The organism is Myceligenerans indicum (genome assembly GCF_016742955.1).
In the GTDB taxonomy this organism is placed as follows: Bacteria; Actinomycetota; Actinomycetes; order Actinomycetales; family Cellulomonadaceae; genus Myceligenerans; species Myceligenerans indicum.
Window position 1 is genome coordinate 25,851 of sequence record NZ_JABBYC010000032.1, and the last position, 26,563, is coordinate 52,413.

At 71.0% G+C, this 26,563-nt stretch carries 22 protein-coding genes and 4 tRNA genes; 12 read left to right on the top strand and 14 right to left on the bottom strand.

Translation table 11 applies throughout. The features are described from left to right. Positions 1 to 22: 22 nt before the first annotated feature. The 5 genes from HGK34_RS15270 (at position 23) to purM (ending at position 8,001) form a co-directional block, all read left to right on the top strand. Positions 23 to 391, top strand: coding sequence for a sterol carrier family protein (locus tag HGK34_RS15270; protein WP_201848919.1), 369 nt, complete (start codon positions 23 to 25; stop codon positions 389 to 391). Positions 392 to 662: 271 nt separating this feature from the next. Next, positions 663 to 4,700 carry an ExeM/NucH family extracellular endonuclease gene (locus HGK34_RS15275; protein ID WP_307815985.1) on the top strand — a complete coding sequence of 1,346 codons (4,038 nt, stop codon included), beginning with the start codon at positions 663 to 665 and terminating at the stop codon, positions 4,698 to 4,700. Between the two features lie 109 nt (positions 4,701 to 4,809). Continuing rightward, positions 4,810 to 5,175, top strand: coding sequence for a hypothetical protein (locus tag HGK34_RS15280; RefSeq protein WP_201848928.1), 366 nt, complete (start codon positions 4,810 to 4,812; stop codon positions 5,173 to 5,175). A 96-nt stretch (positions 5,176 to 5,271) separates the two neighbouring features. Next, positions 5,272 to 6,819 (top strand): amidophosphoribosyltransferase, encoded by a 1,548-nt coding sequence (gene purF, locus HGK34_RS15285; RefSeq protein ID WP_201848930.1) that lies wholly within the window; start codon positions 5,272 to 5,274, stop codon positions 6,817 to 6,819. Between the two features lie 75 nt (positions 6,820 to 6,894). Then, entirely contained in the window at positions 6,895 to 8,001 is a 1,107-nt protein-coding gene (gene purM / locus HGK34_RS15290; RefSeq protein ID WP_201848932.1) for a phosphoribosylformylglycinamidine cyclo-ligase, read from the top strand. Between the two features lie 228 nt (positions 8,002 to 8,229). Here the strand turns inward: purM and HGK34_RS15295 are convergent, their stop codons facing one another. Then, positions 8,230 to 8,460, bottom strand: a complete 231-nt coding sequence (locus HGK34_RS15295) for a DUF3073 domain-containing protein (RefSeq protein WP_201848934.1) — start codon at positions 8,458 to 8,460, stop codon at positions 8,230 to 8,232. A gap of 535 nt (positions 8,461 to 8,995) precedes the next feature. Here HGK34_RS15295 and HGK34_RS15300 point away from each other — a divergent pair. Then, complete coding sequence (locus HGK34_RS15300; RefSeq protein ID WP_201848936.1) at positions 8,996 to 9,205, top strand: BldC family transcriptional regulator; 210 nt, start codon at positions 8,996 to 8,998, stop codon at positions 9,203 to 9,205. 51 nt (positions 9,206 to 9,256) lie between these two features. Here HGK34_RS15300 and HGK34_RS15305 read toward each other — a convergent pair whose 3' ends face one another. The 5 genes from HGK34_RS15305 to HGK34_RS15325 all read right to left on the bottom strand — a co-directional run bounded on the left by HGK34_RS15305 (position 9,257) and on the right by HGK34_RS15325 (position 10,949). Next, entirely contained in the window at positions 9,257 to 9,592 is a 336-nt protein-coding gene (locus HGK34_RS15305) for a DUF3618 domain-containing protein (RefSeq protein ID WP_201848938.1), read from the bottom strand. Further along, entirely contained in the window at positions 9,589 to 10,017 is a 429-nt protein-coding gene (locus tag HGK34_RS15310; RefSeq protein ID WP_201848940.1) for a phage holin family protein, read from the bottom strand. The genes HGK34_RS15305 and HGK34_RS15310 overlap by 4 nt, the downstream gene beginning before the upstream one ends. A 488-nt stretch (positions 10,018 to 10,505) precedes the next feature. Then, positions 10,506 to 10,578: transfer RNA gene (locus tag HGK34_RS15315), tRNA-Phe, on the bottom strand. 66 nt (positions 10,579 to 10,644) lie between these two features. Continuing rightward, positions 10,645 to 10,718, bottom strand: a tRNA-Asp gene (locus HGK34_RS15320). A 158-nt stretch (positions 10,719 to 10,876) separates the two neighbouring features. Then, positions 10,877 to 10,949: transfer RNA gene (locus tag HGK34_RS15325), tRNA-Glu, on the bottom strand. Positions 10,950 to 11,193: 244 nt separating this feature from the next. On the opposite strand from HGK34_RS15325, the gene HGK34_RS15330 reads away from it, so the two are divergent. Continuing rightward, positions 11,194 to 11,538: a metallopeptidase family protein gene (locus HGK34_RS15330; RefSeq protein ID WP_201848980.1), complete on the top strand. Its 345-nt coding sequence runs from the start codon at positions 11,194 to 11,196 to the stop codon at positions 11,536 to 11,538. A gap of 46 nt (positions 11,539 to 11,584) precedes the next feature. Here the strand turns inward: HGK34_RS15330 and HGK34_RS15335 are convergent, their stop codons facing one another. Further along, on the bottom strand, positions 11,585 to 12,775 hold the full coding sequence (locus HGK34_RS15335; RefSeq protein WP_201848942.1) for a D-alanyl-D-alanine carboxypeptidase family protein: 1,191 nt from the start codon (positions 12,773 to 12,775) through the stop codon (positions 11,585 to 11,587). 548 nt (positions 12,776 to 13,323) lie between these two features. On the opposite strand from HGK34_RS15335, the gene HGK34_RS15340 reads away from it, so the two are divergent. From HGK34_RS15340 to HGK34_RS15350, 3 genes are read left to right on the top strand one after another with little or no spacing between them, the layout of a single operon-like run. Continuing rightward, positions 13,324 to 13,887 carry an antibiotic biosynthesis monooxygenase gene (locus tag HGK34_RS15340; protein WP_201848944.1) on the top strand — a complete coding sequence of 188 codons (564 nt, stop codon included), beginning with the start codon at positions 13,324 to 13,326 and terminating at the stop codon, positions 13,885 to 13,887. 52 nt (positions 13,888 to 13,939) lie between these two features. Beyond that, positions 13,940 to 15,064 carry a mechanosensitive ion channel family protein gene (locus HGK34_RS15345; RefSeq protein WP_201848954.1) on the top strand — a complete coding sequence of 375 codons (1,125 nt, stop codon included), beginning with the start codon at positions 13,940 to 13,942 and terminating at the stop codon, positions 15,062 to 15,064. Between the two features lie 47 nt (positions 15,065 to 15,111). Further along, a complete protein-coding gene (locus HGK34_RS15350) occupies positions 15,112 to 16,518 on the top strand; it encodes a protealysin inhibitor emfourin (RefSeq protein WP_307815986.1) in 1,407 nt (468 codons plus the stop codon). A 71-nt stretch (positions 16,519 to 16,589) separates the two neighbouring features. Here the strand turns inward: HGK34_RS15350 and HGK34_RS15355 are convergent, their stop codons facing one another. From HGK34_RS15355 to HGK34_RS15380, 6 genes are all read right to left on the bottom strand, one after another. Beyond that, positions 16,590 to 17,678: a glycerophosphodiester phosphodiesterase gene (locus HGK34_RS15355; protein ID WP_244666803.1), complete on the bottom strand. Its 1,089-nt coding sequence runs from the start codon at positions 17,676 to 17,678 to the stop codon at positions 16,590 to 16,592. 334 nt (positions 17,679 to 18,012) lie between these two features. Next, a complete protein-coding gene (locus HGK34_RS23590) occupies positions 18,013 to 20,364 on the bottom strand; it encodes an ABC transporter permease (protein ID WP_201848958.1) in 2,352 nt (783 codons plus the stop codon). Positions 20,365 to 20,375: 11 nt separating this feature from the next. Beyond that, entirely contained in the window at positions 20,376 to 21,107 is a 732-nt protein-coding gene (locus HGK34_RS15365; RefSeq protein WP_201848960.1) for an ABC transporter ATP-binding protein, read from the bottom strand. 243 nt (positions 21,108 to 21,350) lie between these two features. After that, a complete protein-coding gene (locus HGK34_RS15370; protein WP_201848968.1) occupies positions 21,351 to 22,523 on the bottom strand; it encodes a MarP family serine protease in 1,173 nt (390 codons plus the stop codon). A gap of 184 nt (positions 22,524 to 22,707) precedes the next feature. Next, positions 22,708 to 23,445: a DUF2625 family protein gene (locus tag HGK34_RS15375; protein WP_201848970.1), complete on the bottom strand. Its 738-nt coding sequence runs from the start codon at positions 23,443 to 23,445 to the stop codon at positions 22,708 to 22,710. 41 nt (positions 23,446 to 23,486) lie between these two features. Continuing rightward, positions 23,487 to 23,562, bottom strand: a tRNA-Lys gene (locus HGK34_RS15380). Between the two features lie 254 nt (positions 23,563 to 23,816). Between HGK34_RS15380 and HGK34_RS15385 the strand changes: the two genes are divergently transcribed. Next, a complete protein-coding gene (locus HGK34_RS15385) occupies positions 23,817 to 24,098 on the top strand; it encodes an iron-sulfur cluster biosynthesis family protein (RefSeq protein ID WP_201848973.1) in 282 nt (93 codons plus the stop codon). A 148-nt stretch (positions 24,099 to 24,246) separates the two neighbouring features. On the opposite strand, the gene HGK34_RS15390 is transcribed toward HGK34_RS15385, so the two are convergent. Then, entirely contained in the window at positions 24,247 to 24,984 is a 738-nt protein-coding gene (locus HGK34_RS15390; protein ID WP_307815988.1) for a M50 family metallopeptidase, read from the bottom strand. A gap of 138 nt (positions 24,985 to 25,122) precedes the next feature. Between HGK34_RS15390 and HGK34_RS15395 the strand changes: the two genes are divergently transcribed. Beyond that, positions 25,123 to 26,563: DEAD/DEAH box helicase (locus tag HGK34_RS15395; protein WP_307815989.1), on the top strand; the 1,441-nt coding region annotated here is incomplete at its 3' end.

Sequence of the window (26,563 nt, forward strand, 5' to 3'; positions counted from 1 at the left end):
TGTCCCCTCCTATGCTGACCGCATGCCACCACGTCGCCGAACCGATCCAGTGACCGGCCGTGCCGCTCTCGTGGCGTGGTCCGAGGGCGTGGGTGAGCGCCGCGACATCACGACGGCGGTTCGCTTCACGCTCGAGGAACTGGCCGACGTCGCCCCGGGGAATGCCGTCGAGGTGCGTGTACCGCCCGCCGGGGCGGTCCAGGCAGTGGCGGGTCCCCGCCACACGCGGGGAACGCCGCCGAATGTCGTCGAGACCGATCCGGCGACGTGGCTCGAGCTCGTGACAGGCCGTGTGACCTGGGATGATGCTGTCGCGGACGGGCGGGTCACCGCCTCCGGCGAACGCGCCGACCTCTCCCAGTTCCTGCCGCTGCACCTCCGCGTGGGCTGACGCGAAACCGCCTCGCGCAGGTGGATGTCCGTGACCCCAACTACTCTCACGGATGCGTGACCGAGGCGGTGCCTTTCGGTGGACAAGGCGGATTTATTCCGGTCGTAACCGGTGGTTCACGGTCTGATGGTTGGTTTGGGCCTGTGTGCCCCTACCAGCGGTGTGTGCTCCCGCGCTGTGGCGGGTACAGCGGCGCCGATCGACGTCGCGCACCACTTGGCAGAGTCGTTCCCGGGCCGCGTGTCGGCCCGCTGTTGCAGAAGGAGTCAGCGTGACACCCAGCACGCCCCGGTCGTCCAGACCGGTCCAGCGACCAAGAGCCTTGGCGGCAGGCCTGGCGGCCGCGCTCGCCCTCCCCACCTCGGCCGTGTTCGCGGCCCCCGCTCTCGCCGACGAGGCGGACGTCACTCCGATCGCCGAGATCCAGGGCACCGGCGACGCCTCCCCCCTGGCCGGGGAGACGGTCACCACGCGTGGCGTCGTGACGGCCGCATACCCCACCGGCGGCTTCAACGGCCTCTACCTCCAGACGGGGGGCACCGGCGGAGACCCCGCCGCCGACGCGACACCAGGCGCCTCGGACGGCGTCTTCGTCTACTCCGCGGCGGCAGCGGCGGAGCTCTCCGTCGGCGACTCCGTCGAGCTCACCGGAGCGGTGTCGGAGTACCACGGCCTGACGGAGATCACGCCGGAGGCCTGGACGGTGCTCGACGACGGCGCCGCCGTCGAACCGCTGCTCACCGAGTGGCCCGCGACCGATGCCGGGCGTGAGGCCCTGGAAGGCATGTTGCTGGCGCCGCAGGGCGACTTCACGGTCACGGACAACTACCGGACCAACTACTACGGCACGATCGGTCTGGCGGCCGGTGACTCGCCACTGGTGCAGCCCACCTCGGCCGGCCGGCCGCTCTCGGCGGCGTACGACGCGCAGATCGCCGACAACGACGCGCGCGGCCTGCTGCTCGACGACGGTGCCTCGTGGAACTACAGCTCCTCCTCGAACCAGTCGAAGCCGCTGCCCTGGCTCACCGGCGGTGCGCCCGTGCGTGTCGGCGCCGCGGTGCAGTTCACCGCGCCGGTCGTGCTCGACTACCGGTACAGCGCCTGGGGTCTGCAGCCGCAGGGCCAGCTCACGCCCGACACGGCAGACGCCCTGCAGCCGGCGGTGTTCGAGGACACCCGTGAGGCCTCGCCGGCCGAGGTGGGTGGCTCGCTGAAGGTCGGCACCTTCAACGTGCTGAACTACTTCACCACCACGGGCGACGAGCTCGAGGGCTGCACGTACTACACGGACCGCGAGGGCGATCCGGTGTCCGTGTCCGGAGGGTGCGACGCCCGCGGCGCCGCCGAGGACGAGGACCTGGAGCGCCAGCAGGTCAAGATCGTCGGTGCGATCTCCGCGCTCGGCGCGGACGTCGTCTCCCTCGAGGAGATCGAGAACTCGGCGCACTTCCTCGGCAAGTCGCGGGACCAGGCGCTCTCCGACCTGACGGACGCGCTGAATGCTGCGGCAGGCGCTGGGACCTGGGCATACGTCGAGTCCCCGGCCGAGCTGCCCGCGGACGAGGACGTGATCCGCAACGGGTTCGTCTACCGCACCGCCACGGCTGAGCCCGTCGGCGGGTCCACGATCCTGACCGGGGACGAGGCCTTCGGCAACGCGCGTGAGCCGCTGGCGCAGGTGTTCCAGCCGGCGGGCGGTGCGGACGACACGAGCGACGACGTCCTCGTGATCTCCAACCACTTCAAGTCGAAGGGCTCGGTCGGGCCGTGGCCCGGCGACACGGACCAGGGCGACGGCCAGGGCAACTCCAACGAGTCCCGCGTCCGCCAGGCGACGTCGCTGGTGGCGTTCGCCGACGAGCAGGCAGCGGCGGCCGGCACGGACAAGGTGCTGCTCGTGGGCGACTTCAACGCCTACGAGCAGGAGGACCCGATCCAGGTCGTGACCGACGCCGGCTACGTCGACCTCGGCGCCGCCACCGGTGAGTACTCCTACAACTACGGGGGCCAGGTCGGCTCGCTCGACCACGTGCTGGCTTCCCCGGGCGCGGTCGAGGCCGTGACCGGCACCGACATCTGGAACATCAACTCGTACGAGCCCGTCGCGAACGAGTACAGCCGGTACAACTACAACGCGACCATCCTGTACGACGAGACGCCGTTCCGGTCCTCGGACCACGACCCGCTGCTGGTCGGTCTCGACCTGGGCGAAGGCACGACCGAGCCGGGTACGACGACGATCGACCTGCTGGGCATCAACGACTTCCACGGCCGGATCGACGGACACACCGTCGGGTTCGCCGGAACGGTCGAGGAGCTCCGCGCGCAGAACCCGGACGCCACCGCGCTCGTCGCGGCAGGTGACAACATCGGTGCCTCGCTGTTCGCCTCTGCGGTGGCGCAGGACCAGCCCACCATCGACGTGCTGAACGCGCTCGGGATGACGGCGTCGTCGGTGGGCAACCACGAGTTCGACCAGGGTATGGACGACCTGACCGGCCGCGTCACGGACGCGGCCGACTGGAACTACCTGGGCGCCAACGTGTACGACGCGACCACGGGCGAGCCGGCGCTGCCGGAGTTCACGGTGCAGGAGATCGGCGGGGTCGACGTCGGCTTCGTCGGTGTCGTGACGGAGGAGACGCCCACGCTCGTCACGCCTGCCGGGATCGAGGGCCTCGAGTTCGGCAATCCCGTGGACGCGATCAACCGCGTCACGGACGAGCTCCTGGACGGCGACCCCGAGAACGGTGAGGCGGACCTCGTCGTCGCGATGACCCACGAAGGGGCGAGCATGGGCACGCCGGAGGGCGCCACGCTCGACGAGGAGGTCGCCGCAGGCGGTCCGTTCGCGGACATCGTGGAGCGCACGGACCCGCGCGTCGCGGTCATCTTCACCGGTCACACGCACAAGAAGTACGCGTGGGACGCCCCGGTGCCTGGCACGGACGGCGAGACCCGGCCGATCATCCAGACCGGTGACTACGGCTCCAACGTGGGCCACGTGTCGCTCACGGTGGACACCGACTCCTTCGAGGTCACGGACTACACCGCCCAGAACGTCGGTCGCACCGGGACACCGGACGACGAACTGATCGCGACCTACCCGCGCGTGGCGCAGGTGGACACGATCGTGCAGGCCGCCCTGGCGGAGGCCGAGGAGATCGGCGCACAGCCGATCGGTGAGGTCACGTCCGACATCACCACGGCGTTCGCCGGCGGCGAGTACGTGGACGGCGTCTGGACGGGCGGTGACCGGGACGACCGCGCGTCGGAGTCGGCGCTCGGGAACCTCGTGGCGAACGCCCTGCGCGACTCCCTCGCGAGCGAGGAGCGCGGGGGCGCCGACCTCGGTGTCGCCAACCCCGGCGGGCTGCGCAGCGAGCTGCTGTACGCGGCCTCGGGCGCAGAGGGCGACGGCGTCGTCACGTACGCCGAGGCCAACTCCGTGCTGCCGTTCGTCAACAACCTGCTCACGGTCACGCTGACCGGTGAGCAGATCAAGACGCTGCTGGAACAGCAGTGGCAGACGGACGAGGCGGGCGAACGTCCGTCTCGCCCCTACCTGGCGCTCGGCCTGTCGGACAACGTCTCGTACACGGCGTCCACCGACGATCCGAACGCCACCCCGGGCGACAACATCTCGTCCATCACGATCGACGGCGTGCCGGTCGACCCCGCGGCGGAGTACCGCGTCGCCACGTTCTCGTTCCTGATGTCGGGCGGCGACAACTTCCGGGTGTTCACGCAGGGGACCGACGTGCGGGACTCGGGCCTGGTGGACCGGGACGCCTGGATGGACTACATCCGGACGAACTCGCCGCTGTCGCCGTCGTTCGCTCGCTCGCACGCGGTCACCGAGGCTCTGCCGGGCACGGTCACGGCGGGCGAGGACGTGGCAGTGGACCTCGCGGGCCTCGACCTCACCTCGCTCGGCGCTCCGCGGAACACGGACGCCCAGGCCGTGCTCGCCCCCGTGGGGGAGGACGTCTCCGGGGGGGTCCCGCTCGGGACGGCATCCGTGTCGGACGGTGCGACGTCGCTCACGGCGACGGTCCCGGCGGACACGGAAGCGGGCGAGTACGTGCTGTACGTCGTCGCCGAGCCGTCCGCCACGAGCATCGCGGTGCCCGTGACGGTCGATGCCGCCGTGCCGTCCGCGCCGGAGTGGCAGCCGTGGCGGCTCTACTGGTGGGGTGACCAGGTGATGTACCGCGGCGAGGTCTACGAGGCGAAGCGCCCGAACATCCACTGGGCGCCGGGCCTCAGGTGGTGGGCCAGCCCGTGGGTGCCGGTCGCCGAGTGACCTGAGCGTCGAGCGGTCGGCGGGTCGCGTGCGCGACCCGCCGACCGCTCGACGTCGTCGACGGCAGGCGGCGACGCCGTCCGCCCCCGCGACCTCTTAGGCTGGGACCGTGAGCGACACTCCTTCGACCGCACCGGAACCCGGCTCGGACCCCGTGCACCCGGCCGATCAGGCGCCGGATGCCCGGCTGCCCCTGCGCGACGTTGTCAGCCCTGCCGATGTGCGCCGGGCGCCCCGTGTCGGCCGGTTCCTGCTTGCCGGCGCCGTGGTCGGGACAGTGATCGGCCTGGGCCTCGGCCTCTTCGTCGTCGGGACACCGGAGGCGCAGGGGATGCTGAAGCCCGGCGTGTACGTCGCGGTGATCACCGCCTTCACGGGCACCCTCACCACCCTCGTGGCAGGCCTGCTGGCTGTCCTCGCAGACCGCCGCAGCGTGCGCAGGTACGAGCGCGGCCGCTCCCGCCGGCGGGCGTGAGGCGCGCCGGACCGCCGATCGTGCGGGTCACGCACGTCACATCCGCCCGTGGGACCGTATGAACGTGGCGCGCCGCCTTCATGGGATACTCATGGCATGCCTCTGCGCCCGGACGGCCGCCTCAACCATGAACTGATGCCCGGGGAGAAGGGCCCCCAGGACGCCTGCGGCGTCTTCGGGGTCTGGGCCCCTGGCGAGGAAGTCGCCAAGCTCACCTACTTCGGCCTGTACTCGCTCCAGCACCGGGGCCAGGAGTCCGCCGGTATCGCGACGAGCAACGGCGATCAGATTCTCGTCTACAAGGACATGGGACTGGTGTCCCAGGTCTTCGACGAGACCGCGCTGAACGCGCTGACCGGCCACATCGCCGTCGGGCACTGCCGCTATTCGACGACGGGCGGGGTGACGTGGGAGAACGCGCAGCCCACTCTCGGCCCGACGGCCTCCGGCACGGTCGCCCTGGGACACAACGGGAACTTGATCAACTCCGGCGAGCTGGTCGACCTCGTCGCGGAACGGTACGGCGCTCAGCGCCGCGGTGAGCTGGCCCGGGGGAACACCACCGACACGGCGCTGATCACCGCCCTGCTCGCCGGGGACCCCGACCACACGCTGGAGGCGACGGCGGTCGAGGTCCTCCCGCGTCTTCGTGGCGCGTTCTCGCTGGTGTTCATGGACGAAACCACTCTCTACGCGGCCAGGGACCCGCAGGGCGTGCGTCCGCTGGTGCTCGGCCGCCTGGAGCGCGGCTGGGTGGTGGCTTCCGAGACCCCCGCGCTGGACATCGTCGGCGCGTCGTACGTGCGGGACGTCGAGCCAGGTGAGCTGATCTGTATCGACGCCGACGGCCTCCGATCGACACGGTTCGGGACCGCGCAGCGTGCGAGCTGCGTCTTCGAGTACGTCTACCTGGCCCGGCCGGACCACACCCTCAACGGGCGGTCCGTGCACGCGGCGCGCGTGGAGATGGGCCGGGAGCTGGCCCGCGAGCACCCGGTGGACGCCGATCTCGTCATCGCGACGCCCGAGTCGGGAACTCCCGCCGCCATCGGCTACGCCACCGAGTCGGGAATCCCGTTCGGGCAGGGACTCACCAAGAACGCCTACGTCGGGCGCACGTTCATCCAGCCCTCGGACACGCTCCGGCAGCTCGGGATCCGGTTGAAGCTGAACCCGCTGCGCGAGAACGTGCGTGGCAAGCGGCTCGTGGTGGTCGACGACTCGATCGTCCGCGGCAACACGCAGCGAGCCCTGGTCCGCATGCTGCGCGAGGCCGGAGCGGCCGAGGTGCACGTGCGGATCTCGTCGCCGCCGGTGAAGTGGCCGTGCTTCTACGGCATCGACTTCGCCTCCCGCGCCGAGCTGATCGCCAACGGCCTCGGCGTGGAGGAGATCGGGCAGTCGCTCGGGGCCGACAGTCTCGGCTACATCTCGGCCGAGGGCATGATCGCCGCGACGGAGCAGCCGGCGTCACAGCTCTGCGCCGCCTGCTTCACCGGCAAGTACCCGATCGAGCTGCCGTCGGACGATCAGCTCGGCAAACACCTGCTCGAACAGGCCGAGCTGCCCCTGGGGGCTCCCGAGGACGGTCTGTCGGCCCTCACGGTCTCCGCCGGCGGGTCCGGCGCTCTCGACCGCCCCTGACCCCGACGCGAGCCGGCGCGGTCGCGCCACCGCCGTCGGACCCGGACCACCGACCCGACCAGTGATGGAGTACCAGTGACATCCGAAGGGCTCACCTACGCGGCCGCAGGGGTCGACACCGAGGCCGGCGACAAGGCCGTCGAGCTGATGAAGGACGCCGTGCGCCGCACGCAGGGTCCACAGGTGCTCGGTGGCGTGGGCGGTTTCGCAGGCCTCTACGACATGTCGGCCTTCCGGGAGTACCGCAAGCCGTTGCTCGCCACGTCCACGGACGGCGTGGGCACGAAGGTGGCGATCGCGCAGGCGCTCGACAAGCACGACACGATCGGCTTCGACCTCGTCGGGATGGTCGTGGACGACATCGTGGTGGTCGGCGCGAAGCCGCTGTTCATGACCGACTACATCGCCACCGGCAAGGTCGTCCCGGAGCGCGTCGCGGACATCGTGCGCGGGATCGCCCAGGCGTGCGAGGTCGCGGAGACCGCACTCGTCGGCGGCGAGACCGCGGAACACCCCGGCCTGCTCGCGCCCGACGAGTACGACGTCGCCGGCGCGGCCACGGGCATCGTGGAGGCCGACGACGTCCTGGGGCCGGACCGGGTGCGTGAGGGCGACGTCCTGATCGCCATGGCGTCTTCCGGGCTGCACTCGAACGGGTACTCGCTCGTGCGGGCCGTCGTGCGGCACGCGGGGTGGGAGCTGGACCGGCACGTCGAGGATCTCGGGCGCACTCTCGGTGAGGAGCTGCTGGAGCCGACGCGTGTGTATGCGAGTGACGTCCTCGCGCTGGCCGCCGACGACGCCGCGCGGGTGCACGCCTTCACCCACGTGACCGGGGGCGGGCTCGCGGCGAATCTGGCGCGCGTCCTGCCTGGCGGAACGCTGGCCACCGTGGATCGCGCCTCGTGGGAGCTGCCGCCGGTGTTCCGGATGGTGCGGGAGCTGGGCGGTGTGCCCCGCGGCGATCTCGAGAACACGCTCAACCTGGGCGTCGGGATGGTGGCGGTGGTCGATCCTGAAGGGGCCGACGCCGCTCTGAGCCGACTGGCCGGGCTCGGCGTGCCGGCGTGGGAACTCGGGCGGGTCGAGGCCCATGACCCCACGGAGCAGATCGAGAACCTGGTGGGTGGCACGAAGGGCGTGCAAGGCGGCGCGGTGCGGCTGGTGAACGACTACCGGTGAGGCCGAGTGACGGTCCACCTCGTTGCCGGTGGCCAGGACTGCCAGGGACGGGCACGTTCCGGAACTCAGGGGCCTTCCGTTCCGGAACGTGTGCCCTGGCAGTCCCGACCGGCGAGGTCCTGCGCGCCGATCGGTGCGCTCCGACCACGGCGGAACTGCTCAGGAAGGACTATCGACTGCTGGGGTGTTGACGACGCGTGCCGTCGAGCTCTGAATCAGTGCTCGTTATCAGTGCTCGTTGCGTTCGTTCGAGTCGTCGAAGTCAGCCCAGTCCGCGTAGCGGTTGTCGTAGTCCTCGTCCTCGGGTGCACTCCAGCGAGAATCGTCCGTGACCACGTCCGTGTGGGACTTCCCGCCTCGGAGCTCCTGCTCAAGGGCGTGGTAGTTGGTCTCAGGGCTGTAGTACTTCAGCGCTCGAGCAACCTTGGTCTGCTTTGCCTTCTGACGGCCGCGGCCCATGGCTCCGACCCCCTCAACGTAGGAGCGGGGCGGCTACGTGCAACAGACGTGCGGCCCCGGAGTGTGCTTGATCTGTCCAGGCTCCAACGGTACATGGTTGTACGTGGTTTCCTCCAGTCTGCACGTGTGATTCGCCCGATGCGCCGGTGATCTTCGGCACCATTCGAGCCGGGACGCGGCGGAAGGCCGCCGACGCAACGACGTGACGAGGCGTCGTCGTCTGTCGTGACCGACGTGACGCAACGGTGTTCGCGCGTCGCGAACCGCCATCTGTGAAGGCTTGGTAGGCGATTGATGTGAGATGATGGTTCCCGATAGCGATAAATGACGACGAATCGCTCATCTGCCGGGGGTTCGCGCTATGGTTGCGTAGTAGGGCGCTCCGTTGCGGAGAGACGCGTCGGAGAATGTGAGCGAAATGAGTCCGCTCTCAAGTCGCCTAAATCCTGTTTGCTGCTAACAATGGTGAGAGAGCGGGAGCCGTCAAAGAACCTGGTGCCGCCAGGGCCGGCGCCGTTCCGGAGGAGGTGCAGGGATGTCCATCCACGGTGAATCCGAGGTCCTGCTCACGCCTGCCGAGGTAGCGAGCTTGTTCCGCGTAGACCCCAAGACGGTAACCCGTTGGGCAAAGGCGGGAAAGCTTTCTTCGATCCGCACGCTCGGTGGACACCGCCGGTACAAGGAGTCCGAGGTTCGGGCGCTGCTCGGTGCAGCGGCCGAGAGTCCCGAGGAGTCCGACGCGTAGCCGACGGGGTCGGCAGGTAGTGGTGACGGCGCGCCCGGGTGCTGCCCTAGCTCAGCCCCGCGCGCGCCGCAGGACCACCACGGCGATCGTGAGTGCGCCCAGGGCCGTGAGGCCCAGTGCGGTTCCCACGAGAAGCTTGGTGTTTCGAGCCCGGTGTCCCTCAGGCACCGGGCTCTTCTTCTCCCGGTGAAAGGCGTCGGCCGCGCGGCTTCCTGCTCCCGCGGCCGCCTGCTTCGCGCTGCGCGCGAGTCGCTGGGCCTGGTGCGCGGGATTGACGCGGAGGGTCAGCTCGTCGATCGTCGCGGCGAGCTCCGCGCGAGTGCGCAGCACCTCTGCCTCGAGCTCCTCCTTGGAGGGCTTGCGCTGTGCCTTGTCCTCGGTGCTCATCGGTGCAGCCCTTCCTGGATGCCGGTGCGGATGGTCGTGACGTCGTCCTTGATGCGCTGCATGCTCTCCGGCTTCCGAGTGCCGTTTCTGAGCAGCGCGAGGCCCGCCAGGGCCAGGATCAGGGTCACGAGCACCAGGAACCCGCCCACGGCCAGTGCGGCGAGCCACATGGGCCAGACGGTGCCCAGGCCGTAGACCGCCGCCAGAAGCAGTACGCCGATCCCGTACAGCACCACGACGAGGGCTGCGACGAAGAGGCCGATCCCGATCCCGGACTTCATCGCCTTGTCGGCGAGTTCTGCCTTGGCGAGCGCGATCTCCGCCCGCACCAGGCGCGACGCCTGCTCGCTGATCTGCTCGACGAGGCCGCCGAGCGACGTCGGGCGATCCTGCGGCGGCGCGCCGTTCATCGTGTCCTGACTCATGTGCCCCTCCCGTGCACGGTGCCTTGCCGCGGGCTTTGCGGTCGCTGCCGTGTATCTGCTCAGGTCAACTCAACCCGTAGGGGAGGCGGAGGGCAATTCCAGAGCACGGCGCGGCGCGGATTCCGGCGGCCTCCTGCGTGTGACGCACGCAACGTGGAGGCAATGTGACGGTATGGTCATGAAATAGTTGGACGACCGACCAACTGTTGAGTCGAACTGGATGAGGCCGGTGCGGTCTCCGAGCTCTTGTGCAGGCAACTGCACGTGGTTTCGGCCGCGCGCGGAAAAGCGAGCATGAGTTGTCCGACGACGTGGGTGCGAGCGTCTCGGCAACTGCTTCGACACATTGGTGTTCTGGTCAACAAGTGCGCCGGCGCAGGTGGATGTCGCGCGGGTGCCACCCGGATACGGTGCGTGCCGCACAACGGACCGGTGCCGCACAACGAACAGCGGGCCAGGAACCTGAGTTCCTGGCCCGCTGTGGACGGTGGCTCCGACCGGCGTCGATCCGGTGACCTTTCGATTTTCAGTCGAACGCTCTACCAACTGAGCTACAGAGCCGCGACGCTGGTGCGTCGTGCGCGAAAGCCCGGTGCGTCGAGACCGACGTTACCGGGCCGTCAAGCGCGACCCTGACGGGACTTGAACCCGCGACCTCCGCCGTGACAGGGCGGCGCGCTAACCAACTGCGCTACAGGGCCATGGCCGCATTACTGCGGCCAAGGTGGTCCGCCGTGCGAACCGAGAGAAGCCTAACCCACCCTGCGCCGGATCCGGAAATTGAATCCGACTCCGGCGGCGATGGCGTGCCTCACACCTGGCGAGGCCCGCCTTGAGCAGGGGCTTTGGCGCCTCCTCGTACCCCCAACGGGATTCGAACCCGTGCTACCGCCGTGAAAGGGCGGGGTCCTAGGCCGCTAGACGATGGGGGCTGGACGCGGAAAGTCTACAGGCGCCACGGCGTGCGTCCATGTCGTATCCGTCACGGCTCATGTGGGGCGTGCCAGGGGCCGACGTACGACGGCGCGGCCGGCGCTCGGGTGCTCGGGTGCTCGGTCTTCGGGCGGTGTCGCCGGCCCTGGACCGGGTCGGCCACATCGATGGCCCGCGAGGCGGGTCGGCGGAACCGATGGCCCGCGACGCGCCGGCGTCGGTCATGATGGCCTCGTGGTGGAGATGACTCGTGGTGAGTTCGAGCAGGCCGTCAGCGAGGGGCTCGATCTGGTTCCCGGGGATCTCGCTGCCCGGATGGACAACGTCGTCGTGCTCGTCGAGGACGATCCCCCCGCCGGCGATCCCGGGCTCCTCGGCGTCTACGAGGGTGTCCCGCTCACGGAGCGCGACCACAACTGGGCCGCCGGGTCTCTCCCGGACCGGATCACCATCTTCCGCAATCCGACGCTGGCGATCTGTGAGACCAGGGACGAGGTCGTGGACGAGGTGGCGATCACCGTGGTGCACGAGATCGCGCACCACTTCGGGATCGACGACAAGCGTCTTCACGAGCTCGGCTGGGGGTAGGGGACGGCGGCGGACGCTCCGGCCGAGTGCCGGAGCGTCCGCTCGGTCATGCTCCGGTGCCGTACTCCCAGTGCCACGGCTCGGGCTTGGAGCCGCCCGGCTCCGCCCAGCCGGGGTGCTTCCAGCCGTACTTCCCGGCGTTCGCGACCATCCACCGGTACTCGGCGGTGCCGAACGTCGAGATCCCGCCGCCCAGGTCGAGGGCCTGCCCCAGACCGTGGTTCGAGGTTCCCGGAGGGGCGGCCAGCGCGCCTCGGCTCGCGGCGACGGCCACCTGGTCCGCGTACGACCGGTAGGAGTCGTTGATCGTGAGGTTCCGCCCGAACGCCGCCCGGAACGCGCGGTTCAGCTTCCCGGCCGCCAGCGCGGCGTCGCACCGCAGCTGTTCCCCGGAGTCGAATCCGAGGCTGCACAGGAGGCTCGACGGAATCTGACCGTTCCCGTACTTCTTGGCCTGTGCGGCGAGGGTCGCGGCCTTCTGCCTCTTGGCCTTGGCCTGTGCGGCTGCCTTGGCCTTGGCCTTGGCTTCCGCCTTCGCCTTGGCCTTGGCCTGTGCGGCTGCCTTGGCCTTGGCCTTGGCTTCCGCCTTCGCCTTGGCCTTGGCCTTCTGGGCAGCGATCTCCGCCTTCGTGGGTCCCGGAACGACGTCCGAGACGGCGTTCTGCGCCGGTGCCTCGAGGAGGCCGGACAGGTTGGCGGCTGCCTCGCTGAGGTTCTCGGCCGACACGTCGGTTCCCGACGACGCGTTCGCGCTCACCGCCCCTGCCGAGCCGTTCCCGGTGGGCGGCGCCGAGCGGGCGCCGGTGCGCGAGGCGCGTCCCGTGCGGTCCTCGAGCGCGGCCACGGCGGGGCCGGCGAGGGTGCCGTCGGCCGTGGCGGCGATGACGAGCTCGCGAACCTCCGTGGCGGCCTTCTCGATGCGGGCGGCGTTCTTGGCCTTCAGATGGCCCGACGTGGTGAGTTGCTGGGCCTGGACGAGGGCGCTGGTCGCGTCGGCCAGGGCCCTCCTGGTCTCGGGGTCGAGTCCGGTGACCCCTGCGTCGGCGAGCACCACGGATGCGGTGGCTGCCGGCTGGGTCCCGGGCGTGGTGGACGGCGCTGCGATGCCCTCCGTGGCCGTGCTCACGGGGGACGCCATGGCGGGAGCGCTCATGCTCAGCGCGCCGATCGCCAGGACCGCGGCGAACGCGGTGGAGCGGGCAACAGGGTGTGCGGCAGCAGGGTGGGGGTGCTTCACGCGGACTTCCATTCGTGCAGCGGCGCGCATGCTTCGGAGGGCTCACGGGTCCGTGAGGGGGGTGCCCTTCGGGGGGGACGGACCCGTGCGCGCCGGTTGTCGTGTCTGGGCGCCATGGCGTGCACTCGTCATGGGACGAGGTCCACAGCTTGTCGTCGTCCGGACTCACGCGACCGTTCGTTGGCCGGGCGGAGTCCCGTAGCTGGGCCGGGTCGTCGTGCGGCCCGGGTGGCTCGCACGGCGGGCCTTGGGGGCCCGCGCCGGCGTCGGCGACCAATCCATGGTGGGGGATGGTTGCGGTCAGGTAACGCCGTTTCGGTGCGACCTTGTTCACAGAGTCAGTAGGCGTTCGGTGGTATCGGCGTGAAGGTTGGGACAGAGGTGGTAGCTCGACGGGCCGAATGTGGACTGCGTCTCAGGTCTGACCACAGCTCAGAGGCCTTTGGCCGCGGTGACGCGAGCCACACCCGTCCGAATCCTGAGACGCGGTCTCCCGGTGAGGTGTTCCGCCGGGCCGTGTGGACCGTCCTCGTCGTTCACTGCTTGTCATGAACCAAGCCCCGACCGTGCCGGTGACCGTGTCGATCCACCGCGTCGTGAGCCCCGAGAACGTGCCGGAGGTGACGCGCTGGGTGCAGGAGGGCGTGAACCTCGCCAACCGCTGGGACGGGTTCCTCGGGTCCGGATGGGTCCGGGCCGCCGAAGGCTCGAGCGACTGGTTCATGCTCTACCGGTTCGCCGACGAGGCGCGGCTCGACGCCTGGGAACGGTCCGAGGAGCGCGGCGTCTGGCTTGCACGTGGCGCGGGACTCGTGGAGGAGCGCCGGATCGAGCGCCGGACCGGGATCGAGGGCTGGTTCGACGAACCGGTCCGGGCCGACGACGCCGTTCCCGCGCCGCCCCGCTGGAAGCAGGCGACGAGCATCTGGCTCGGGTTCTTCCCGGTCAACCTGCTCTTCACCTGGCTGTCCAGCCAGTTCGTTCCCGGGTGGGCCGGAATTCCGCTCGTGCTGCGCGTGCTGGTCTCCACGCTGATCCTGACGCCGATCATGGCCTACTGGGTGCTCCCGTGGGTGACCTGGCGCCTGCACGGCTGGCTGCACAGCCGATAAGTCGCGCTGTGGGGCTTTGCGCATTATGCGCTCGGCGCGCCACAGTAGGACCATGCCAGAACAACAGGCAGTACAGGGCGCGTCCGGATTGCTCGAGACGGTCGCATGGATGGTCGGGGCCGTCGTCGTCGCCTACCTCCTGACGGCCGTCCTGGCCTGGCTGGTCAGACGCCTGGGGCGGCGCAGCGAGATCGCGCGCGAGATCGCCCAGCGCCTGCGCAACCCCGTCCGCGCCACCTTCCTGGTGGTCGCCGCCTGGATCGCGCTGAACATGTCGGGCTACGCCAACGCGGAGTGGTTCCCCGTGGCGCAGCACCTCGTGGTCCCCGCCGTCATCGTCACCGGGGCCTGGCTCGTCGGCAACCTCGCCTTCGTCGCGGAGAACAGCGCCTACGCGCGCATCCGCCGCGACGTCACCGACTGGCGCCAGGCTCGCAAACTGCGCACCCAGGTCATGATGCTGCGGCGGATCACCGTCGGCGTCCTGGGCGTCCTCGCCCTCGCGGGCATCATGATGACCTTCGACGGCGCCCGCACCGTGGGTACGAGCCTGCTCGCGTCGGCCGGACTGGTGTCCATCGTGGCGGCGCTCGCCGCCCAGAGTTCGCTCGGTAACGTGTTCGCCGGGATCCAGGTCGCCTTCACCAACCGCATCCACGTCGGGGACGTCGTGGTGGTCGAAGGGGAGTGGGGGCGGATCGAGGACATCACGCTCGCGTATGTGGTGGTGAACATCTGGGACGACCGCCGGCTGATCCTGCCGTGCACGTACTTCACGCAGCAGCCGTACGAGAACTGGACGCGCACGTCCGCGGAACTGCTCGGGACCGTCGAGTTCGACCTCGACTTCCGGACCCCGCTCGAAGCCCTGCGCGCCGAGCTGGGACGGATCGTCTCCGGGACGACGCTCTGGGACGGCCGGGTGCAGAGCCTCCAGGTCACCGACGCCACCGGAGGCACCATCCGGGTCCGGGCCTGCATCAGCGCGCGGGACGGGGACGACCTGTGGAACCTCCGCTGTCACGTGCGCGAGCAGATCATCCTCTGGGTGCAGCGCGAGGCCGTGGGCGCGCTCCCCCGCACCCGGTTCGAGGCCGACGCGGCGGGCGGGCTCCCCGAGCCGGTCGCAGCCGGCGGCCGTGTCCCTGGCGCGTCGGAGTCCAGCATGGTTGATTGAGACTTATGAGTCGTTCCGGATTTGTCCCGCCGTATCTTCTTCAGAGGGTGGCCGAGGCCGCCTCCTCCGGACTGCTGGCCGACGCCGACGTCGGCGACACCTGCCGCCGCACGCTGGACCTGGACGCGGGATTCCGGGAAGGGCGCAGCGCGCGCGGGACGCGCCCGCAGGCGGCCGAACCCGAGCCGGCCCCCGGGCCGCCGGAGGAGGCCCGGCTCACCTGGACCGTCCACAGCGCCGCCAACACCCGCACGCTACCGGGAACGCCGGTGCGGGACGAGGACGACGCGGCCCCGTCCGGCGACATCACCGTCGACGAGGCCTGGGAGGGCGTCCGGGCCACGCTCGTCATGCTCTCGGAGGTCTTCGGCCGCACGTCGTACGACGACGCCGGGGCTCGCGTCAGCGCCACCGTGCACTTCGGCCAGGACTACCAGAACGCCTTCTGGGACGGCACCCAGCTCGTGTTCGGCGACGGAGACGGGCGGATCTTCAACCGGTTCACGATCGCCGTCGACATCCTGGCCCACGAGCTCGGCCACGCGGTCACCGAGCGCACCGCGGGCCTCGTGTACCAGGGGCAGTCCGGTGCGCTCAACGAGTCGATGTCGGACGTCTTCGGCTCCTGCCTCAAGCAGCGCGTCCTCGGGCAGGACGCGATGGAGGCCGACTGGCTGATCGGCGAAGGGCTCTTCACCGACGCCGTGCGTGGCGCCGCGCTGCGGTCGATGTCGCAGCCGGGCACCGCGTACGACGACCCGGTGCTCGGCAGGGATCCGCAGCCCGCCCACCTGGACGACTACATCGACACGACCGACGACAACGGTGGCGTGCACCTCAACTCCGGCATCCCCAACCGGGCGTTCTACCTGGCCGCGACCGGGATCGGCGGTTCGTCCGCCGAAGGGGCGGGAAGGATCTGGTACGAGGCGCTCCTCACGGCCGGGCCGGCCACCGACTTCGCCGGGTTCGCGGCCGCGACCCTGGCCGTCGCCGGCGCGCACGCGGAGGTCGTCCGCGGAGCCTGGCGGTCGGTCGGCGTCCCGGTCGGCGAGGATGCCGGTCGCCGGGAGGACACCAGGCGGGACCGGCCGTCGACCGGCCCGGGAACCGACCAGGAGTCCGGGGGGCCGGGGGAGCCGTCGGGGACCGGGCAGCCGGCAGGTGTCGTGCGGGTCCGCCGGAGCGGAGGCCTCGCGGGGATGACCGCGACCAGCTCCCTCGACCTGGACCGTGACGACCCGCGCGCCCGCGAGGCCCTGGCCCTGGTGCGCCGCGTCGACATCGCGCTGCTCGCGCGGCAGGCGGACGCCGGGACGGGGCAGCCCGGCAGGCCGGACGCGTTCACCTATCAGGTCGCCTGCGGCGGCCACGAGGCGACCGTCCCGGAGGATCGCGCCACGCCCGACCTCGTCCGCCTGGTCGAGCTCGTCCTCGCGGTGCGGGACCGGTAGCGGCCCCGGGACGGTGCACGCCGCTCCCGGGCCAGGCGGTCAGGTCCGGGCCCGCCCGTGCGCCACGGGGGTCAGCGGGAGAACCAGCCCAGGAGACGGTCGGGGCGGTCGGTGATGATGGCGTCCACGCCCGCGCCGTCGTCGACCTCGCACAACCGCGACCAGCCCGCGGGCTCGTTCTCCGTCCAGACCATGACCCGCAGTCCGGCGCGGTGCAGGCGGGTGACGAGCCCCGGATCGCGCCGCACCATCTCCGCGGACGGGTTGCACGCGACCACCTCGAGGCTCGCGCACACATCGAGGGCCTCCGGCGGCTCGTAGGCGAGCAGGAGCCCCCGTTCCAGATGCGGGGCGACATCGCGGGCCGCTGCGACCGTGTCGGGCCAGAACGACTGGACGAGCACCCGTCCGGACAGCCCGGCGTCGTCGATCGCCGTCGTCACGTCACGGACCTCTGCCGGGCTCCAGACGTTCTTCAGCTCTAGCAGGAGGTGTGTGTCCGGATGGCGCGCCAGGATCTCGAGGACCTCGGACAGCAGGGGAATCCGTTGTCCCGCGTAGGCCGGTCCGAACCGGCTCCCCGCGTCGAGGGCCCGGACCTGGTCGAGCCGCAGCTCGGCGACCGCCCCGTGGCCGTCGGTGGTGTCGTCGACGGCGTCGTCATGAATGACGACGGCGGCGCCGTCCGCGGTGCGCTGCAGGTCGATCTCGACCGCGTCAGCACCTGCCCGGCACGCTGCCTCGATCGCAGCCAGCGTGTTCTGCGGCGCGACGGACGAGTTGCCTCGGTGCGCGACGACGGCGGGGCGAGTCATGCGCCCGAGCGTAGCGGGAGGTGGGGCCGGAGCCTCGCCGGTCCCGGGCGTGACACCGGCGGTGGAGCCGGCGTGTCCGGGATTCCGGCCCGGTACGGGCCCGACGGCAGAGGCGGCCACCGGCCGGGTCGCGAGCCGTGCGTGTCGCCGATGGTCGGCCAGCAGGGCGAGCCAGACCAGCGGTGTCCAGCGCGGTACCCGCCTGCGAGCCGCGGGCCTGCGTGCCGGGGAGCTGGCGGTCGTGCCGGGTGCGGTGGTGCGGTTCGACGCCGTGCCGAGCGACGTGGAGCTGCTGCCGACGGCGAAGACCCGCGCCGGGGCGGCCGGGCGTTCCAGGAGGGCCATGTCGTGCTCCGATCTGCGGACTTCTCCTCACGATAGGTCGGCATGAGTCGCGAATCGGGCGAACGCCCACGGAGTTCCGGGAAACTTCCGCGGGCGTTCAACTGCTCCGCTGGAACGTTCTCCGGCACGCCGCGCGATCGTTACCGCCGTGTTCAGCCCGGACGTGGACCTGATCCGCACGCTGATCCACCTCGAGCTGTCCGTCGCCGGACACCTCACGATCTTTCGGCACGCCGCCGCCGCGGGCCGGAGCCGCCCGTGGAGCCTTTGCCGGCCGGCGTGGCATCGCCCCGGCCCTGCGACGGCGTGAGGCCCCGAGGATCGGAGGCGGCCGTCACTGAGCGCGTTCGCGGACGATCCGGGCGATGTCGATGCGTCGCAGCAGCCGTGCGGCGGGCAACTGGGACAGCGCGGCCGCGGCGACGACCGAGACCGCGGCCAGCGTGAGGGGGACCCATCCCAGAGAGAGGTCCAGGCTGAACATGTCGTTGCTGAACGACCGGAGGAACGCCCAGGCCGCCACCGCTCCCGCGGCGAGACCGACCGGCAGCGCCAGGACGGTCGCGGCGAGGTTCTCGGCGGCCAGGGCAGTCGTCAGCCGGCGGATCGGCACGCCCGCCGCGCGCAAGGTCGCCAGTTCCGTGCTCCGTTCGGCGAAGTTCACCGTCATGGTCACGTAGATGACGGTGAACGCGAGCACCGCGCCCAACCCGAGCATCACGCCGACGAACACCCAGAACAGGGCGAGGTACTGATCGGCCTGGCGCAGCAGCGCGCGGGTGTCGGTGTAGGACAGGACCCCGGGAATGCTGCTGATCGTCGCGCGCATCCGGTCCTCGCTCACCGTGTCGGAGAAGCGCAGCGCGTAGCTGACGGCGTGCAGCGGCGCGATCGATCCGGCGGTCTCGTCGGTGGCGTACAGGTAGGTGCCCAGGGGCTCGTGGACGAACCCCGCCACGCGGACCTGGGTAGGACTGCCGGAGGCGGGTGTCACGGTGACGGTGTCGCCCGCCTCGATCCCGAGCTCACCCACCAGCGCGTCGCCCGCCAGGATTCCCTCGGAGGGAAGGTCCCGGTAGGCGCCGCCGGGCGTCCGGAACCCGTGCATCGTGGTGTCGGGCTCCATCCCCGCCAGCACCGTGTCGTAGGACTTGTCACCGGCGGCGACGACGGCCGGGGCCAGCATCCCTGGCTCGACGGCGGCCACACCCGGCGTCGCGCGCAGCCGCTCGCCCACATCCGTGGCGCCCGGGTCGACCTGCAACGTGGCATCCGTGCGGTCCACCTCACCGAACTGCACGTCCAGCAGGTGGACCATGCTCGTGATCATGCCTGCCGACGCGAGCATCAGGACGAGCGCGAGCACGGTACCGGTCATCGTCGCCGCGGTACGACGCGGCGACCGTACCAGCGACCGCACCGCCATCCGCACGGTGACCGGCACGGCGGTCCAGCGGGTGGACAGGCGGGCCACCGCTCCCGCCCGCACCGTCCGGGATCCGTCGCCGCGCATCGCTTCCGCGGGGGCCGTCGTCACGGCCGTGATCGCGGGCGCCAGCGCGCCGAGGAGCCCGATGCCGACACCCAGGGCGAAACCGACGACCGCGGTGAGGACCCGATGGTCGACCACGGTGTCCGGGATGTGCAGAGCCGAGGTGTAGGCGATGGTGACCGCCGACGTGCCCAGTGCGCCCAGCAGCACGCCGGCCAGCGAGCCGACCCCGGCGATGACGACGCCGTACCACGTGTAGTGGCGCACGATGGCTCCCCGGCGTGCACCCATGGCGAGCAGGGTTCCGATGACCGGGCGTTCCGCGCGTACCAGCCGGGTCAGCAGGACGTACTCGGCGATGGCCGCGGCGGTGAGGAACAAGGCGGGGAACGCGACGGACATCTCCGAGAACCCCGCGAGGTCCTCGTGCAGGGCCGCGTTGGACGCCTGGTCGGCGCGGGGCTGCACGTGCAGCGCGCCGGCGGACCGGAGCAGCCCTGCCACCTGGTCGCGTTCGTCCGTCGTCGCCTGCCCGGACATCTCGACCAGGGTCTCGTTCGGGCCGGGCGACCCCGTCAGCGCCGCAGCGTTGTCCTGCGGGACGAAGAGCACGGCGAAGGAGTGGGGGTCGCTGAGGACGTCCTGACGGTCGCGGGCCGGCCACAGGTACTCCGGCGACCGTGCCACGCCGGTGACCCTCAGCTCGTGCCAGGATTCGCCGTCGAACACTCGGACGGCGCTGCCGGCGCCGAGCCCGAACGTGTCGGCGGCGTGCTTCTCGAGCACGACCTCGCGCGGTTGCGTGTGATCGGGCATCGAGCCAGACACGAGATCGATGTCATCGACCCGCTGCCGTTCGTCCGGGGCCAGCCCCGACACCCTGCCGACCAGCTTGGTCCCGGCGATCGTCATCGGGACGTCGGCCTGGGTGCGTACCGATACCCGCGCGACGCCGTCGGCGTCGCGGACCGCCTGCGCGATCGAGGCGGGATCTCCGCCGTCGGCGGTGAGGTCGGCGAAGTGCAGGCGCTCGTAGGTCTGCTGGTACGACACCGACAGGTTGCGGAACGAGTCGTAGCTGGCGACGAACAGCAGCACGCCCAGCAGCGTCGTCAAGGCGATGGCGGCAGCCTGCGGCAGGCGCCGGCGCAGGTCGCGCAGCACCTTGCGGTGCATGACGCGACGCGACGTCACCGGCATCGTCCTCACCACCGGATGGCAGCGGCGTCGGCAGGACTGTCGTTGCGGGTCACCGAGGTAATGCGGCCGTCGCTGGTGCGGACCACGCGGTCGGCGATCGTCGAGACCACCTCGTTGTGCGTCACCATCACCACCCCGCGTCCGGCCCGGCTGGTGTCCTGCAGCAGCTCCAGCACGGTCCGTCCCGTGGCGACGTCCAGCGCGCCCGTCGGTTCATCGGCCAGCAGCAGGTCCGGGTCGGTGGCCAGCGCCCGCGCGATGGATACCCGCTGCTGCTGTCCCCCGGACAGCTGTGCCGGGAAATGGCCGGCCCGGTCCGACAACCCGACCGCGTCCAGGAGACGCGGGACGTCGCGACGGTCTCCGCGCCCGGTCAGCTCGATCATCACCGCCACGTTCTCCGCCGCGGTGAGGCTCGGGATCAGGTTGAAGAACTGGAAGACGAAGCCGACGTGGTCGCGCCGGAACCGGCCCAGCGAACTCGGCCGCCGATGCGAGATCCGTACCCCGGCGACCTCGATCGAGCCGCTGTCGGCGGACTCGATGCCGCCGATGACGTTCAGGAGCGTGGTCTTGCCCGACCCGCTCGCGCCCAGCACCGCGACCAGCTCGCCCGGGGGGATCTCCAGGTTGATGTCGCGCAGCGCGTGTACGGCGGCCTCGCCGGTCCCGTAGACCTTGTGCACGCCCTCCAGGCGGAACCCGCCACGCACACCGGTCGTCGTGGGCGCGCTCATGGCCGCCTGCTCGCGAGCGTGCCTGCCCCGGTGCGATCCGTCCCCGGTGGTCGGGTCCGCGGGAACCGTCGGGCCAGGCGGCCGTGCCGGTCGACGGTGACCGCCTCGGACGCGGGGGTGTCATGACCACGGAGCTGACAGATGACCACCACGACAGCACATCGCACGCGTGACGTCCGCGGGCAGAGGCGAAAGTCCCCGTCAGGGGTGCGATGGTCCCCCGGCACCCGCGTACACGGGCGGTCAGGCGGCGCACCGGCCGGGCGACACCGCCTCGGTCAGCTCTGTGGCCTGGGCCGCGACCGGCAGCAACTCGGTGCTGGTCATCGCGTACCCGATGTCCGACTCGGACTCGGCGCGCGCGAAGACGACTCCCGCCACCTGCCCACCGGTCGTCAGGAGCGGCCCGCCCGAGTTGCCCGGGCGCACCGCCGCCGCCAGGGAGTAGATCTCGCGCCCCGTCGCGTCCGCGCCGTAGACGTCGGGAACGCGGACGGTGTCCACCCCGAGCACGCCGGCACCCGTCGAGGTGAACGGGCCGCCGAACGGATAGCCCTGCACGACGGCGTGATCACCTCGCGAGAGCGTCGGCGCGATGTCGAGCGGATCGGCGTCCAAGTGGTCGACGGCGATCACGGCGAGGTCGTCGGACGGGTCGAAGTAGACCACACGCCCCTCACGGGCCGGGCTCGCCGGAAGCTCGACCACCGGCCTGCCCACGCCGGCCACCACGTGCGCGTTCGTCACGACCCGGTCGGGGGCGACGACGAAGCCCGACCCGGTCGAGCTCTTCCCGCACGCATAGGCGATGCCCGAGATCCGGGCGACAGACCGTGCCGAGGCCTCCAGTTTCGCGTTGTCGAGGTCGACGGCGGGCACGACAGGCGCCTGTCGCGGGACGATCAGGAGGTTCAGCCGGGGAAGGCCGTCGTCGAGCACCATGGAGCGCATCTCGGCGAGCGGGCGGCCGACCGACGGCGGCGTCAGGTCCTCGATGGTGCGCAGCACCGCTGAGGACGACAACGCCGAGGCCACGACCGGCGTGCCCGTGGCGCTGATCGCGGTGCCGACGAACGAGAGCGCGAGGGCCGCGACGACGACGTTCGCCACCCCACCGAGAAGGCGTTCGAGGGGGCGCAGCGCGGTGCGGTCCACCCCGCGTCGCAGATCGTGCCCCAGCCCGGATCCGAGAGAGGCACCCACCACCGGGAGCAGGATCGCCACGGCGACGGCCACCGGCCCGCGCCACTGGGACGTCGGTAGCAGGTCATTGACCGCCGGGACGGCCCAGAACGCCGCGAGGCCGCCCGCGATCAGGCCGACGAGACCGCCGAGCGTGGCCAGAAGCCCCCGGCTCAGCCCCGCGCCGAGGGCGGCGAGCAGGATCAGCAGGAGAACAAGGTCGACAGGCGTCACGGGAATCTCCCCGAAGTAGTGGGCCAGACCGACGACGGGCGCACGGAGCGCCTTGCCGCAACCTACCGGCCCGCGGCGCGCGAGAGCGCCGTTGCCATCCGATACCCACAGGGGAACACGCTGTTCTGCGCCGCTTCATCACCCGACACACGGATCTGCCACCGAAGGTTCACCGCGGCAGGGCTCACGGGCTGCCCTCGAACCTGCCCAGCGACCCGACACCGCCGCCGTTCAGCTGTTCCGCGGTCTCGCGGGCGATGTCCACGAGCTCCGACAGAGGTACGGCGGTGCGAGTGGTCGCGCCCAGATCCGTATGAGCCTCCTCGGACCACAGCGGCGGGAACAGGTTGATGCCCAGGTCTCCCGTCAGGTCTGAGACCTCACTCTCCCAGCCCTGCCAGCGCAGCCCGGCGGAGAAGTCTCGCAGACCGTCGTCGAGGACCCAGGCCAGCCAGTCGGCGTAGCTTGCCCCGAGTTCTTCCCATCGGAGCGCGTCCGGTGCGAAGTAGAGCATCTCGCCGGGCTGTCCCGGCCGGCCGTCGGCCTCCGGCTGGTGGCCGTTCAGGACGTAGGCGCCACCCAGCACGTCGTGCCCGACGACGAGCCCGTGCACCGGCGAGGGCTCCGCGGCGTCTCGCGGGAACCAGTTCATCGTGGCGAGGCCGGGAAGGCGGGTGGGTTCCTGCCGTGACGGGCTGCCGTAGATGCGCAGCCAGCCGTGGTCGACCCACAACCCGCCGCTGTGGGCGACGAACGCGCCGAGCGCCGTCTCCGTCGAGACCTGCAGGTGCTCCAGGGTGTGTCGGGCCGTCTGAGTGTCCAGAGGAACCTGATCGACCGGAACCGGGCAGCGTCCGATGAGGCGCTCCAGCTCGGGCCACATCGGTCGTGGCGCAAAGGTCGGGTCCTCGAACGATCGCACGCAGTCGATCGTAGGGGGCGATCGGTCGGCCGTGGGCCGACTGGTGGGCCGCCTGGGACTCGAACCCAGAACCTGCGGATTAAAAGTCCGTAGCTCTGCCAATTGAGCTAGCGGCCCGTGTGTCGGCAAGGCCGTCACACCGCGTGCCGACGGGCACGCGACGTCCCAGCCTACCCAGGTCGGCAAGGGCGGCCGCACAATTTCACCCTGCGCGGCGCGGCGGAGCCGAGTTCCGGCCGCTGAGGGGCATCGGCGGAGCGGTCGCAGGATTGGTCCGTGGAAGATGTCTCACTTGGGCGTTTCGCGCTTGCGGTGTCGGGCGCACCTTGATTCGGTGGAACGCGTCACGAGAACCGACGAGAGGAGCTCCTGTGCTCACCGTGACCGACAACGCCCGTACTGCGGTCGAGGGGCTGGTTCAGGAGAACCAGGTCCCGGCCGAGGGCGGCCTGCGCATTGCGGAGGCAGCGGGCCAGCCGGGCAACTTCGAGCTCGCGCTCGTCCAGGCTCCTGAGGCCCAGGACCAGGTGGTTGCCCAGTCCGATACCACGCACGTCTTCGTCGACCAGGCGGCCTCCGTCGCCCTCGACGACCTCACGCTGGACATCCAGCCCGACGCCGATGGCCCGGGCTTCGTGCTCGTCCAGGCGTAACACGTCAGGGGCCACGCGGGCGGGTGCTCGCACCCGCGCGCGTGGCCTGCGACTGGGAGAACGTCCCGAACCGCGACCTCGGCCCTCGGCCAGGTCGCGGTTCGGCGTCCGGCACGGGCGCGGCCCGGCGGAGGCGCATCCGGCCGGTTCACACCGCCGCTGCGAGGATCCATCCACCACCCAGCAGCACGGAGCCACCCGTCACCAGGAGGAAGAGCCCCACCCACAAGATGCCCGGCACGTGGGTGAGCCCCGCGAGCTGATCGGCATCCGACGACTGCGCTCGTCCGCGTGCACGCTGCACCTGGAGCTCCAGCACGGGCCGCACGGCGCCGAAGAGCAGGAACCAGGTCACCGCGTAGGCGGTACCCATCTGAGCCTCCGGTGGCAGCCACCACGAGACGAAGACGAGCAGGGTCCCGCTGACCAGCACCGACCACAGCCCGAACAGGTTCCTGATCTGCACCAGGAGCAGCGCCAGCAGCAGGACGATCAGCCACAGCAGCCCGACCGCGTAGCCCTCCCGCAGCAGCCAGGCGGCCCCGAGCCCGATCACGCCCGGTCCCACGTACCCGGCGAACGCGGTCACGACCATGCCGAACCCGCGTGCCCGGCCGCGCGAGACCGTGACGCCGGACGTGTCGGAGTGCAGCCGGATGCCTTCGAGCTTCCGGCCGGTCAGGAGTGCGGCGAGCGCGTGTGCGGCTTCGTGCGCGATCGTGATGACGTGCCGGGTCAGGCGCCAGGTCGGCCGGAACAGCACGACCGCCAGCGCGAGGCCGCACATGGCCAGGACCAGAACGGACGGGGGAGCGTCCACCGGCGTGATCGCGGCGGTCCAGATGGTGCCGAGCACAGCGCCAGCTTGCGCGAGGAAGTCCGTCATGCGGGCCATGGAACCACAAGAACGTGAGACACTTTCCCACCGAGGGCGACGCGAACCCGCGAGCCCGGCGTCGTGAGGTTCCCCACGTGTTGCTCCGCGGCGGAAGCCAGTAACGAGCCCGAGAGGCCCCGCCCCCCTGTGACTACCTTCGCCGAACTCGGCCTGCCCGATCCCGTGGTCCGATCGCTCGCCGAGCGTGGCATCACCAGCCCGTTTCCGATCCAGGCCGCTTCGGTCCCGGACTCCCTCGCGGGTCGTGACGTCCTCGGCCGCGGTCGTACCGGCTCCGGGAAGACGCTCGCGTTCGCACTGCCGCTCGTCGCGCGTCTCGCCGCGAGGCGTGACAGCGGTATCGGCGAGGGAGGCCACTCGCGTTCGTCGGGTGCCCGCAGGGCGCCGCGAGGGCTGATCCTCTGCCCCACCCGAGAGCTCGCGAACCAGATCGACGCGACGCTCGCACCCGTGGCGCGCTCCATGGGTCTGCGGACGACGACGATCTTCGGTGGCGTCTCCCAGAACAAGCAGGTTCAGGCGCTGGCCGCGGGCGTGGACGTCGTCGTCGCGTGTCCGGGACGGCTCGAGGACCTCCTGGGGCAGGGAGTGCTGAAGCTCGACCAGATCGAGGTCACGGTGCTGGACGAGGCGGACCACATGGCCGACCTCGGTTTCCTGCCCGGCGTGAAGCGCATCCTCGACCGGACACCGCAGGACGGCCAGCGGCTCCTGTTCTCCGCCACGCTGGACAACGGCGTCGACGTCCTCGTCAAGCGTTACCTGAAGCAGCCCGTGACCCACTCGGTGGACGAGGCCGCAGCGCCGCCGCCGCTGATGACGCACCACATCCTCGCCGTCGCCGACCGCGACGCGAAGAAGGAGGTGGTGCACCAGCTCGCGCGCGGCACGGGCCGCCGGGTCCTGTTCACCCGGACCAAGCACCAGGCGAAGAAGCTTGCCCGGCAGCTCACGACGGCGGGCGTACCCGCCGTGGACCTGCACGGAAACCTCGGGCAGGGCGCGCGCGAGCGCAACCTCGCCGCGTTCACGTCGGGAGCGGTGAAGGTGCTGGTCGCGACCGACATCGCGGCCCGCGGCATTCATGTCGACGACGTCGAGCTGGTGGTGCACGTCGATCCGCCCGCCGAGCACAAGGCCTACCTGCACCGCTCGGGGCGTACGGCGCGAGCCGGCTCGGGCGGCGACGTCGTCACCGTGATGCTGCCGGAGCAGCGCGGCGACATGCGTGTCCTGACCCGCAAGGCGAAGATCACCGCGCGGCCGCAGGACGTGGCTCCGGGGGATGCGACGGTGACAGCCCTGGTCGGAGAGATGGCGCCGCTCGTGGAGCAGGTGACGGTGAGCGGTCAGGGGCAGGGGACGACGACGGCGTCCCGGCCCGGGGGGAACGGTGGCGCGCAGGGCGGCGGGAGTGGCTCCGGCCGGTCCGGCAGGCGCCGTCGCGGCCGGAGCGGCAGCGGGAACGTGGCCCGGACCGCGGAGGGGCATCAGTCGCGCGGCGGGTCGGCGGGCGGTGACACCGGGGGCGGTCGGCCGGTCCAGGGCCTGTCTCTTATACACATCT